Origin of the sequence: Cohnella hashimotonis, from assembly GCF_030014955.1 — a bacterium.
GTDB lineage: Bacteria > Bacillota > Bacilli > Paenibacillales > Paenibacillaceae > Cohnella > Cohnella hashimotonis.
The window spans coordinates 3294681-3307199 of sequence record NZ_JAGRPV010000001.1 but is presented as its reverse complement, the minus strand read 5'-3'; the positions used below and the strand labels follow the sequence as shown (position 1 = coordinate 3307199).

The 12519-nt window shown below is 56.4% G+C and carries 8 protein-coding genes; all 8 read left to right on the top strand.

Translation table 11 applies throughout. The features are described 5' to 3' along the window. Nucleotides 1-7: 7 nt before the first annotated feature. The 8 genes from KB449_RS13240 to KB449_RS13205 all read left to right on the top strand — a co-directional run bounded on the left by KB449_RS13240 (nucleotide 8) and on the right by KB449_RS13205 (nucleotide 12481). The gene (locus KB449_RS13240) at nucleotides 8-895 is read left to right on the top strand and encodes a carbohydrate ABC transporter permease (protein WP_282908833.1); all 888 of its coding nucleotides are present in this window, start codon (nucleotides 8-10) and stop codon (nucleotides 893-895) included. Nucleotides 896-1043: 148 nt separating this feature from the next. After that, nucleotides 1044-2657: a type 2 periplasmic-binding domain-containing protein gene (locus tag KB449_RS13235; protein WP_282908832.1), complete on the top strand. Its 1614-nt coding sequence runs from the start codon at nucleotides 1044-1046 to the stop codon at nucleotides 2655-2657. Nucleotides 2658-2743: 86 nt separating this feature from the next. Beyond that, nucleotides 2744-4804 (top strand): hypothetical protein, encoded by a 2061-nt coding sequence (locus tag KB449_RS13230; RefSeq protein WP_282908831.1) that lies wholly within the window; start codon nucleotides 2744-2746, stop codon nucleotides 4802-4804. 263 nt (nucleotides 4805-5067) lie between these two features. After that, nucleotides 5068-7539 carry a carbohydrate-binding protein gene (locus tag KB449_RS13225; protein WP_282908830.1) on the top strand — a complete coding sequence of 824 codons (2472 nt, stop codon included), beginning with the start codon at nucleotides 5068-5070 and terminating at the stop codon, nucleotides 7537-7539. Between the two features lie 139 nt (nucleotides 7540-7678). After that, the gene (locus tag KB449_RS13220) at nucleotides 7679-8647 is read left to right on the top strand and encodes a PLP-dependent cysteine synthase family protein (RefSeq protein WP_282908829.1); all 969 of its coding nucleotides are present in this window, start codon (nucleotides 7679-7681) and stop codon (nucleotides 8645-8647) included. A 240-nt stretch (nucleotides 8648-8887) separates the two neighbouring features. Continuing rightward, nucleotides 8888-9595: a DNA alkylation repair protein gene (locus KB449_RS13215; RefSeq protein ID WP_282908828.1), complete on the top strand. Its 708-nt coding sequence runs from the start codon at nucleotides 8888-8890 to the stop codon at nucleotides 9593-9595. Between the two features lie 171 nt (nucleotides 9596-9766). Beyond that, nucleotides 9767-10111 (top strand): ArsR/SmtB family transcription factor, encoded by a 345-nt coding sequence (locus KB449_RS13210; RefSeq protein ID WP_282908827.1) that lies wholly within the window; start codon nucleotides 9767-9769, stop codon nucleotides 10109-10111. A 114-nt stretch (nucleotides 10112-10225) separates the two neighbouring features. Then, nucleotides 10226-12481, top strand: coding sequence for an ATP-binding cassette domain-containing protein (locus tag KB449_RS13205; RefSeq protein WP_282908826.1), 2256 nt, complete (start codon nucleotides 10226-10228; stop codon nucleotides 12479-12481). The last annotated feature ends 38 nt before the right edge of the window (nucleotides 12482-12519 follow it).

Here is a 12519-nt window from a genome sequence, read left to right as displayed (position 1 = left end):
GGAGACATTGCCCTATATTTTCAAAAAGTCGATTCCCGACCGCATCGTGGACGCGTTAATCATCGTCATTCTATCGGTATTCGGACTTGCGACCTTGTTCCCGCTTTATTACGTGGCCGTCGTCTCGATCACGCCTTATACGGAGGTGCTCCGCAACGGCGGCTTCCTCCTTCTTCCCAAAACCTTCACGTGGGACGCCTACAAGGCGATCTTTAACAGCGGCGTCGTGCCGAGGGCGCTGAACGTGACGATCTTCGTCACTTTGGCGGGCACCGCACTGAATCTGATGGTCACGACGCTGCTAGCCTATCCGCTCTCCAAAAAGTACTTGCCGGGACGCAATGCCGTACTCATGGGGATCGTTTTCACGATGCTGTTCTCCGGCGGACTCATCCCGACGTTCCTGACCGTCAAGGCGACGGGCCTGATGAACACGCTTTGGGCGCTCATCATTCCCGGCATGGTATCGACCTTTAACCTCCTGGTCATGAAAACGTACTTCGAATCGCTTCCGTCGGAGATCGAAGAGGCCTCGAAGGTGGACGGATGCTCGGACGTCGGCACGCTGCTCCGGATCGTACTGCCGCTGTCGATGCCGATCATGGCGACGCTCGGGCTTTTCTACGGGGTCAACCACTGGAACGCTTACTTCGGCGGCATCATGTACCTGAACGACCGGGATCTGTATCCGCTGCAGGTCGTCCTCCGCAATATGATCATCACGCCAAGCGTCAGCCAGGAGCTGTCCGTGCCTCAATCGCAGCTTAGCGCGCTGCCGCCGGAATCGATCAAGATGGCGACCGTCGTCGTCGCGATCGCGCCGATCATCGCCGTCTATCCGTTTCTCCAGAAGTACTTCATTAAAGGCATGCTGCTGGGCGCCGTCAAAGGCTGAGCGGCCGATCGCGTTAAGGGGGGAATGCGTCAGCCGAAGCGCCGCGGCGCCGGCGATTCACAGTCGGAATGGCATGAAAAAGAAGGCGAACAGGAAGTTCCATGCAAGCAGGCTCGTCATGCAACCCAATCCAGGGAGGTCATTGCACATGAAACGTACAAGCGCAATACTGGCAAGCCTTACCGCCGCATCGTTATTGCTATCCGCCTGCGGCAACAACGCCAACGAGGCGGCGTCCCCATCCGCCGGCGCATCCGCGTCCGGTTCCGCATCTTCTTCATCCCCGGCCGCGGCCAAGCTCAAGCTGAACTGGTACGTCATCGCTTCTGCGGACGCCCAGCTTCCGAAGGGAGACGCCGACTTCGTCAAGAAGACGATCGACGAGAAGTTCAACGTCGACCTCGTGATCGATTACATGCCGCTTGGAACGGACTTCCAGAACAAATTCAACTCGATGGTCGCTTCCAACGATATTCCCGACGTCTTCTTCGCCGAAGGCATTCCTTCCAACCAGTATATTGCGGACGGCGTCGCCCGCGAGATGACCGGCCTTGTGACGCCTGCCAACATGCCGAATTACTTCAAATACTGGGTCACCGAAGAAGAGCTGCCGAAGTATCAGGTCCAGGGCAAATTTGCGCGCGCGCCGGTGCCTTACGAAAAAAATTACTACCGTTCTTATTACATCCGCAAAGACTGGCTCGACAACCTCGGCCTGTCCGTGCCCAAGTCGTACGACGAGATGGTCGAGGTCATGAAAGCCTTCACGACGGGCGATCCGGACGGCAACAAGAAAAACGATACTTACGGCTTCACCGCTTACGGCAACGGAACGAACATGTCGCTCGAATTTCCGACTTATGTGAAAAACGGCCTGTTCGGCGACTTCATGGTCGAGGGCGACCAATTTATCGATACCCGCACGGACCCTCGCATGCAGCAGGTGCTGACCGACACCCGCGCGCTTCTGGATCTCGGCGTCGTCGATCGGGACTGGCTGCTTAACAAGAACGGACAGCAGCTCGAGAAGGCGGAGCAGGGCAAGGCGGGCATCGTGCTCGGCTTCGGCAAAAACCTTGCGTTCGACAACAACCCTGAAGGCCTGCAGGCGAAAACGAAGGAAATTACGAAGGTCGAGACCGCGAACTGGGTCGCATTCGATCCGTTCGCCGAGACGGGCACTTACCTGACGCCGGTTCCGGGCAATCCGTTCTTGTTCAGCTCGAAGTCGACGGACGAGGAAATCAACAGGTCGATGCAAATTCTCGACTGGCTCGCGGGCGAGGAAGGCTTTCTTATGACGCACTACGGCCGCGAAGGCACGGAATTCACCCGCAGCGGCAGCACGATCACGCTGAATCAGGATGCGTTCAAGACGAACGTCACAGATAAGGGCAACTTCTTGTCCGTGTACCAATGGTTCACGCCGATCTCGGGTCCCGAGGCGTTTGGCGTCGAGGTATCCGATCCGAATATCACAGACCGCGACAAGGAGATCCTTGCGACGATGAATGCATACAAGCTCGTGCCGTCCGTCGGTACCAGCCTCGTCGTCAAGGAAGGCATGGACCTGGCCGCGCTTCGCAAGCGCATGAACGAGCTTCAGGTCAAGGTGCTCTATGACGACAAAACCGCGGAAAATTGGCCTGCTTACCGTCAAGAGCTGATGACGAAGTATGCAGGCAAGGAAATTTTCGAGTATTATGCGCAGCAAGTGTCCGAGGCGCGGGGGACGACGGTGTCCTTCAACGCGGGCAATTGATCGCCAAAAGTTGAAAAGGAAGGCGGAGAGTCGGCACCGGCGGCTCTCCGCCTTCCCATTAACAAACCAGCGAAGGGGGAGCGATCATGGAAGGTTGTAAGCGGCAGGTCGAAAATGTGGCTGCGCTGAAGCTGCTCCAGCCGGGCGAACTTGAGGTCGGCGAGACGATCTGGGTGCGCGGCTATGCGACGGCGGGAGACGGCGGCGCCAAGGCGGCCATGTGGAAGCCGGGCTGCGAGACGCCTGATGACGGTGGCCTTGTTCACGCGCCGGCGGGCGGAGGCAAGGGAAGATGGATGGTGTTGCACGGAGGCGTCGGCCGATTCCGTTATTTCGGCGTGTTCGGTGCCGATATAGCAGCCGATGACGCGCTCGAGGCGATGCTGGCCGATCCTTCGATCCGTCGGATCGAGGCGGACTGCGACCTGAACTTTATGCGGAGGCATCGCATCGGTCGCAGCTTCATCGACCTGGACTTCAATGGCTTTACGGTCACGACCGCGGGGATCGAGCCGGCGCCGCCGAACGACCCGTTCGCGGCGGTCTTCTTCTTCAGCGGCGAGGAAACGGGCGACGTCCAGCGCGTCGTGCTGTCGGCTTCGCTCGCGGAGCTGGAAGAGCGCTTCGAAGTGGCGGATGCCGGGGCGTTCGAGGTCGGCGATTGGTGGATCGTACGATGCGACAGGCGATCGGGCGGCGCGGAGCGCGAGCTGGAAAAGCTGGTCAAGGTGACGGAGGTGACGGACCGGACGCATGTGCGTTTGCAATATAAAAACGGATGGGCGCTGGAGGCGGGCCGCGAGATCGAATACCGCCGGGTGAAGCCCGTCGTGCAGGCGAACGTGCGTAACATGAAGTTCGTTGCGAATGGCGCGACCGAAGCGACCGGCTCGCATCCGCTCGCTTACGAATACGCTGTCGAGTGCGACGCGGTCGGCATCGACGCGACGGGGACGTATTGGCCAGTCGTTATGCGTCGCTACAACACGTTCTATGTGACGGAGCGCTGTCAGCTGCTGAATCCGGCCGAGGTCGTCGTCGGAGGCACCGGCTATCTGACGCAGCAAATCTATTGTCTATATGGCCATGTGCGGGACTGCCTGACAAGCAACGGCAGGCACTTGAACGACTTCACGGGATCCGCTTATTGCCATGTCGAAAATTGCCATGCCGACGGGGACGATCTCGGCGCGTTCGTGACGCACGGACAATACGAACACGACCTGACCTACGTCGGCAACTCGGGGCTGATGTCGTTTGCGAACAGCGGACCGACCTGGGGAGAGAGCGCGAAGCGGATCACGGTCAAGCAGCATGTCGCCTCGTGGTTTTTGGCATTCCGCAAGGTGACTGATCTGACGCTCGAAGACGTCCACGTGTTCGCGCGGGCCGGCGTCGAGAATTCGCACAATACCGGCTCCTTTTGGCTGAACGCGGACGGCGTGCAGATGAAAAACTGCACGGCGGAAAAGATGGTGAAGTTCAAGCAAGCTTCTGCGCGATCGGATCGACCCGTCGTCGTGGAAAATTGCGCTTTCGCGCTAACGGCGGGGCGGCGCGTCTCGCAAGAGGAGGTCGCCTCCGAGCTGACGTTTCGCGAGTGCCGCTTTACGGCGGCGGACGGCAATGCGTTCGCGGGATCGGGTAGCGTCCGCTTCCAGGATTGCCGTTTGGAAGGGGCAGGCCCGGACGCGCTTCCGATCCGATTCGCAGGCTCCGAGCTGGTATTCCGCGGCGGGGAAATAAGCAATTCGGGCTTCCGCTTGATTGGCGGCGAAGTCCGGCTGGAGGTCGGCTCGGGCGCGACGATCATCGGAAGCAATGGGGAAAAAGCATTTTTCAGCAGAAGCAAGGAGGCGGGGCCCGGCGCGGCGAGCTGGAGTTTCGACGGCGCAATCAGTCTCGCAGCCGACCGGACGACTGCGCATTTCTCTATCGAAGACGGCGGAGCCGTTCGTGATTGCTTCGTAAGGAACTCCTCGTTTAAAGGCGGCCGGTTTGCCGTGTCCGAGGGAGCGTTCGGCGCGGAGAGCTGTATGCTGTATACTTCGAACGTCGAGCGCGGCGTAGATCGCAGCGCGCTGCCGCCCGAATCCGCGTCGATCAGACATCGGGAAGGCAACGTAATTCTGCCAGCCTGCACTTAAACAAGTTATGTCAGGATGGACCGTTGAATGGTATTCGAATGTTTTGCGTTGTGTGAAGCGTCATCCAAAGGTGTTACTTTAGAATCAAGTTTTGAATATTTTCCATGTCTAAAAGACCGCTAGGGGCGTTTTCCTTATCCCCTAGCGGTCTTTTTATGTAATTTGGACGTTTGCCGTGTTCAATTCTACTAGATGATCCATATTTTAGTGATATAAAAAGATGAAAATATTTCCGATATATATGATAACAAAGGAGGTTTATGATGATAAAATCATATAAATGGAAAATGAGGTTGGTATTGTTTATTTTGTCGGCCATTATGTCCGCCTCGGCCGTCGTGCCTGCCAGCTTCGCTGCCGAGGGAAGTACGCCGCTCAAAACGGGCAACTACTTTTATAGTCCGACGCCTGACGCCGGCAGCTCGCCCGATCGCGTGACAAGCGGCTTGGTTTCATCCGCAAACGGCATACTCTTCGACGGTTTAAGCACGTATGCGGGCTGGATGGGAAGCGCCACTGCACCGCTTACGGTTAGAGTCGTTTTTGATCTCTTAAAAGACTATCCGCTGGATCAGATTCGAATCATCATGAATTCCCAAAATATTTATTGGGGCTTTAAAGACGTTACCGTCAAGTATCGTCCGGAATCGAAGCTCGGCTATTATATCGCGGCCAGACACGTGAGAACGGGTACCGATTTAAACTACACGATATCCGTTCCGATGGCCAATGCCACGGCTAGATACGTCATATTGGAAATTCGTCGGACGCAAGCCTATCAACACATTCCGCTTACCGAAGTTGAGTTTTACAAAGGAAGCGGCGATGCCGGTACGAATTCCGCCGCCGCGCTCACAGCGTCCGAAATCAAAGGCGAGCTGTCCAAGGATGCTTTGATGGTCGACAAATACGGTCAATGGATGAGCGAGACCTGGCCGGGCAAGGTCGGCTACGATGTGCAATTGCAGCTGGAGTATGCAAATGAGGCGGCTCTCCTGGCAGCGTCTTCGCTGAACCTGTCTAAATACGACGCATACGGCGGGATCAAGAGCCTTGGAAAGTACACCGCCACCGGATTTTTCCGGCTGCAAAAAATAGACGGCAAATGGTGGTTTATCACGCCGGAAGGGTACCCGTTCATCATGAAGGGCGTCGATGCCGCGAGCCTGTGGGAAGCAGGCTATAAGACGCCGATCAACAAGGCGGACGGGACGCCGAAGGCCATTTTCGACGAGCTGCCGGACAAGACCGCTTTTTCACCGGCCTACACTAACGATGCGAACGGTCAATACGTCAGCTTCGTTGTCGCCAATGTCATGAAAAAGTACGGAGCCGACTACGAGGCGAAATGGGAGGACATCACAAAAAAACGGTTGATCGACTGGGGATTCAACGCCTTCGCCAAATGGACCAAGCCGAAAAACGTCATGTTTCCTTATGTGCAGGTGCTGCAGGATCCTTCGAATCTGAGAAGAATATCATGGACGTATGACGTCTTTGACCCGGCGAGCGAAGGCATCATCGACACGGCGCTGAAGACGCAGCTTCAATCCGCGAAAAGCAGTCCGTGGCTGATCGGTTATACGTACGATAATGAAGCCGGCTGGGATAGCGAAATCGTAAAGCAGATCCTGCTGTACAACGCAAGTTCTCCGGCCAAAAGCACGTTCGTCGATTTTATGGCGGCCAGGTACAACAACGATCTGACGGCAGTTAACCATCTGCTCGGTACGAGCGCTTCGTCGTTCGCTGCGCTTAAGGATGCGGCGATCGACGTGGCCAGAGTACCCGCGATCGACGTATCCGAATATATCCGGCTGGCGTCTAAAACCTACTATTCGATGATTCGCAACATCATCAAAAAATACGATACGAACCATTTGTTTCTCGGCAGCTCCGTCGTTCCTACCTGGCGCACGAGCCTGGACTGGGATCAGGCGGGAATGGCTTACGTAGACGCGTTTTCCGTGGACAGCTATACGCAAAACGCCGATTGGATCGCCAGATACGCCGCCTTCGACAAACCGCTGATCAATCAGGAATATTCCTTCGGCACTTCGATCAGGGGACTGACCTATATCAGCGCGCCTACCAAAACCGGCAGCATCGCCGAAAGAGGAACGGCCTTCAAGAAATTCCTCGAAAGCCAAGCGGCGAATTCGCTGTTCGTCGGGTCCGGCTGGTATTCGTATTACGATCAGCCCGTGACGGGACGTCCGGACGGAGAGAGCTACAACACGGGGCTCGTGAACCAGCAGGATCAGCCTTATACGGAAATGACAAGCATCATGAAGGACGTTCACGCGGGACTTGAGACCCTACATTCCACTGCCGCACCTGTGACGCCTGCGCCCGTGCCGGTCTTGATCGAAGCCGAGAAATACACCCAGCAGATGGGAGCCGTCACCGTTACTATGACGGGCGGCGGACAATATGTCGGCTCGCTGAAGCCCGGAGATTGGACGGCTTATGCCGGTGTAAATATGACAGGGATAAAAAATATGGAGTTTAAAGTGGCATCCGATAAGTCGGGAACGGTACGCGTCAGACTTGGCGGTCCGAGCGGCGACGTCGTCGGCACGCTCAATATCGCCTCGACCGGCGGACTGCAAACGTGGAAAACGTCGCAGATCGCCATCGCGCCGACCGCAGGCCTTCAGAACCTTTATCTGACATTCGAAAATGCCGCGGGCGAAGAAATCGGCAATATCGATTACTTCAAACTTTACGCCTGATAGCGGTATATCATACTTCGCGGTCGCTTTATGAAAAATCGCGATTTTCCGAAAGCGAAGACTTCGCGTTTGAGTTGTATTATAATGGATGAAAAGTCCAATATATTGCACAATGCTCAGACGGGAGAGAAGCATTTAAATGAGCGGAAAGATCTTGAATCATGCTTATGAAGCGATCGGCCAGACGCCGGTCGTACGGCTGTCGCGTCTGACCGCCGGGTTGGACGGAGAAATCTATGCCAAGCTCGAATATCTGAATCCGGGCTTCAGCAAAAAGGACCGGGCGGCGCGCGCGATTATCGAGGAAGCCGAGGCCGGCGGACTGCTCTCGCCGGGACAGACGGTCGTCGAATTGACCAGCGGTAATATGGGGACGGGGCTGGCGATCGTATGCGCAGCCAAAGGCTATCCGTTCGTAGCCGTCATGTCCAAAGGCAATTCGATCGAGCGGGCCCGTATGATGAAAGCGCTGGGCGCAGAAGTAATTCTTGTGGATCAAGCGCCGGGCGCGCTGGAAGGCCAGGTGTCGGGAGAGGATCTGCGGCTGGTCGAGCTTGTGACGGAGCGAATCGCGCTTGAACGCAACGCATTCCGTGCCGATCAGTTCAACCGAATGGGGAGCGTGCATGCGCATCAATACGGAACGGCGCAGGAGGCCTGGGAGCAGACGGACGGGCAAATCGACGCTTTTGTCGATTTCGTCGGAAGCGGCGGCACGTTCGGCGGTTGCGCCCGCGCGTTTAAAGCGTTGAAGCCCGACATACGCTGTTACGTCGTTGAACCTTTTACGGCACCGTTTTTAGCGGGACGAGAGGTAACGAACGCCAACCATCGCATTCAGGGCGGGGGCTACAGCATGCCGTTATCTCTTTTGGACGATTCGTCGCCGATAGAGGACTTCGTTCAAATATCGGATGAGCGTGCCATTCAAGCCGCGCGGGATCTGGCGTCCAAGGAAGGCATATTTGCAGGCTTTTCATCTGGCGCGAATGCGGCTGCGGCGCTGCAATTGCTTAAGGGCAATGAACGCGGCAGCCGAATTCTGATTACGATTAACGATTCGGGCCTGAAGTATTTGTCGACGGATCTGTTCGCGTCGGAAGTCTAAAGATCGCAAAGCGAAGCGGCAATGATGATTTTCTGAGGCAATTTTAAAAGGATGAAGCAGGCGTAAGCGCTGCCTCATCCTTTTTGATTTTTCGTTTTTGCGGCGTCCGCCTGTTTGGACGATCGGGAATGTCGTTTGAGTAGTACGAAAGAACGCATGCATGCATGTCGTATCCGCCGAGAAGCTTGTATAATAGAAACGTCAAATAAAGCTTCTCGCGAGAGGGATGGGGGTCCGGCAATGGAACTGGATACGGTCATGCAGGAGCTCGAGTCGATGGGCAAGGAACGGTTGAAAAAAATGTACATTTCCAACGGTGCGCATGAGCCGGTGTTTGGCGTGGCAACGGGCGAAATGAAGCCTCTGTTCAAGAAGATTAAGATCAATCAGCCTCTGGCCGATCAGCTTTACGCAACGGGCAACTATGACGCCATGTACTTCGCCGGCATCATTGCGGATCCGAAAGCGATGACGGCGGACGACTTCGACCGGTGGATCGATTCCGCTTATTTTTATATGCTGTCCGACTTTGTCGTCGCCGTAACCCTGGCGGAAGCGCCAATCGCGCAGGACGTCTCCGACCGGTGGATCGCGAGCGGCGACGAGCTGAAGATGTCGGCCGGCTGGAACAGTTACTGCTGGCAGATCGGGAATCAGCCGGACAGCGCGTTTTCGGACCGCAAGCTTGCGGGCATGCTCGATCTGGCCGCACAGTCGATTCACGGCGCGCCTGAACGAACGAAATACGCGATGAACCAGTTTATTTATACGGCGGGTATATCCTATTTGCCTCTTCATGCCAAAGCGATGCAAACCGCAATCGACGTCGGTCCGGTCGAAGTGAGCGGAACGAAAGGCAAAGCGAAATTTTTGAACGCTGCCGAGACGATTCGCAAGGCGATCGAGAAAAACCAGATCGGCTTTAAGCGAAAGCATGTCCGATGTTAGAGGGATGACTTGAGCGATGGCATAAAACCTTCCGGATGCAAGGATGGTTTTTTAGCCGCTTTTTGCCGGGATTGACACGACACCGAAAGGTGTCATACAATGACTCCGACACCAACGGGTTTCCTTACTCAGGAGCCCTAGGCGAGGCCGGAATATATAGGAGAGGGTGTTGTGAGCCAAAACCTCGCTGTGCGGGACGTATTCGACGCGATCGCCGATCCCACCAGGCGCGAGTTGATCCGTCTGCTGGCGGACAAGTCGGAGCTGCCGCTTCACGAATTAACGCCGCGTTTTGAAATGGGCCGAACGGCTGTATCCAAGCATTTGACGATTCTTAAGCAAGCAGGACTCGTACGAGACCGCAAAGTCGGCAGAGAGACGCGCTTCAGACTTCACGCTGCGCCGCTCAGAGAAGTGCAGGATTGGGTATCGTTCTACGACAAATTCTGGCGGACGAACTTGCTCCGACTAGAGCAACCGTTAAAAGAAGAAGATGAGGCGACTGAACGGAATTGACCCGAATCGTCGATGACCGGCTGCATGACGCGTGCAGCCGGTTTGCGTCTGCCGAGGATAAGCTGCCTCGAGCCCCGCGTACACCATACATACGGAAGGATGGCGTTTAAGTATATGATCGAATCTAATCAGGAGTATATCGTTATCTCCGGCGCGAGGGAAAACAATCTCAACAATATATCGCTCCGAATCCCCAAGCGGAAGATCACGATTTTTACCGGCGTATCCGGCTCCGGCAAGTCCTCGATCGTCTTCGATACGATCGCCGCGGAGTCCACGCGTTTGCTGAACGAGAACTTCAGCATGTTCGTTCGCACATTCTTGCCCAAATACCCCCAACCTGAGGCGGACGCGATCGAGAACCTGAGCATGGCCGTTATCGTGGATCAGAAGCGGCTTGGCGGCGGATCGCATTCCACGATGGGAACAATCACCGACATTTCTCCGATCGTCCGGCTGCTGTTTTCCCGCGTAGGCCAGCCCTACGTCGGACCAGTCAATCTGTTTTCGTTCAACGACCCGCAGGGCATGTGCCCCGCATGCAACGGCATCGGCCGGAGCCTGGGCGTCGACATGGACAAGGCGATAGATATGTCCAAGTCGCTGAACGAAGGGGCGATCATGCTTCCGGATTATGGCGCGGGCGGCTGGGAGTTGAACATGATCCTGCAATCCGGAGACTTCGACCCCGACAAAAAGCTGAGCGATTATGCGCCGGACGAGCTGGACCAGCTGCTATACGGCAAGGCGAGGAAGGTGAAGATGGACTTCGCCGGCAAGGCCATGAATATCACGGTCGAAGGCGCCCTTGAGAAATTTACCAATAAATATATCAGGCAGGATCTGAAAGCGAAGTCCGAGCGCACGCAGAAGACGGTCGCACCGTTCATTACAGAAGGCACTTGCACCAGCTGTCATGGCGCGAGATTGAGCCAGGCCGCGCTTTCGTGCAAGGTTCAAGGACATAATATCGCGGAGCTGTCCGGCATGGAGGTCGGTCAGCTCGTCCGAATCATTCGCGAGATCGACGATCCGGCCGCCGCGCCGATCGTACAAATGCTGAGCGAGCGGCTGCAGCATCTGGTAGACATCGGACTCGACTACCTGACGCTCGACCGCGAGACGGACACGCTGTCGGGCGGCGAATCGCAGCGCGTCAAGATGGTGAAGCATCTGAGCGGAAGCCTGGTGGACGTCACCTATATTTTCGACGAGCCGAGCGTCGGCTTGCATCCGCGCGATGTCCACCGGTTAAACGAGCTGCTGCAGAAGCTGCGCGACAAAGGCAATACGGTGATCGTCGTCGAGCACGATCCGGACGTGATCAAAGTGGCGGATCATATCGTCGATGTCGGACCGCATGCAGGCAGCCGGGGCGGCAACATCGTCTTTGAAGGAAGCTTCCAGGGGCTATTGGAAGCGGGTACGTTAACTGGCCATTTTATGAAGCGGCCGCTTCAGCTCAAGCAAAATTGCAGAACGCCGTCCGGCCAATTGTCCGTGGCGCATGCGTCGCTGCACAATTTGCAAGACGTGAGCGTCGATATTCCGACCGGCGTGCTGACCGTCGTAACGGGCGTTGCAGGCTCGGGAAAAAGCACGCTCATCAATGAAGTGTTCCTGGGTCAGCATGCGGACGCGATCGTCATCGACCAATCGGCGATCGGCGTGTCGACCCGTTCGAATCCAGCGACCTACACGGGCATCATGGACGATGTGCGCAAGGCGTTCGCTTCCGCCAACAAGGTTAACCAAGGCCTGTTTAGCTTCAACTCCAAGGGCGCCTGCGAGAACTGCCAGGGGCTTGGCGTCGTGTACACGGACCTTGCCTTCCTCGACAGCGTTAAGCTGCCTTGCGAGGTTTGCGGCGGCAAACGATTCAAGGAAGAAGTGCTTGCGTACAAGCTGGACGGCAAGTCGATCGCGGAAGTGCTGGAAATGACGGTGGAGCAGGCGTTGGCATTTTTCCAGCTCAAAGAAGTCGTGCGCAAGCTCCAGGCGATGAGCGACGTGGGACTCAACTACATTACGCTCGGGCAGCCGCTCAGCACGCTGTCGGGCGGGGAGTGCCAGCGCATCAAGCTGGCGAGCGAGCTGCACAAGAAGGGCAGCATCTACGTGATGGACGAGCCCACGACAGGCCTTCATATGTCCGATATCGGTCATCTGCTCGAGATTATGAATCGGCTCGTCGACGCCGGCAATACGGTCATCGTCATCGAGCACAACCTCGAAGTGATCAGTCAGGCCGATTGGATCATCGACATGGGCCCCGACGGCGGCAGCAGAGGCGGCCAGGTGGTATTCGAGGGCACGCCGGAACAGATCGTCCGCGAAGGAAGGTCGATTACGGGGAAGTATTTAGCTTAACGCGATGGATGCGCATTAGTGCTGGCTTTGGAGATGCA

Bases quoted from the DNA above. Each gene is read 5' to 3' on its own strand.
- KB449_RS13235 (WP_282908832.1), top strand. From the start codon at position 1,044: ATGAAACGTACAAGCGCAATACTGGCAAGCCTTACCGCCGCATCGTTA.
- KB449_RS13230 (WP_282908831.1), top strand. From the start codon at position 2,744: ATGGAAGGTTGTAAGCGGCAGGTCGAAAATGTGGCTGCGCTGAAGCTG.
- KB449_RS13225 (WP_282908830.1), top strand. From the start codon at position 5,068: ATGATAAAATCATATAAATGGAAAATGAGGTTGGTATTGTTTATTTTG.
- KB449_RS13220 (WP_282908829.1), top strand. From the start codon at position 7,679: ATGAGCGGAAAGATCTTGAATCATGCTTATGAAGCGATCGGCCAGACG.
- KB449_RS13215 (WP_282908828.1), top strand. From the start codon at position 8,888: ATGGAACTGGATACGGTCATGCAGGAGCTCGAGTCGATGGGCAAGGAA.
- KB449_RS13205 (WP_282908826.1), top strand. From the start codon at position 10,226: ATGATCGAATCTAATCAGGAGTATATCGTTATCTCCGGCGCGAGGGAA.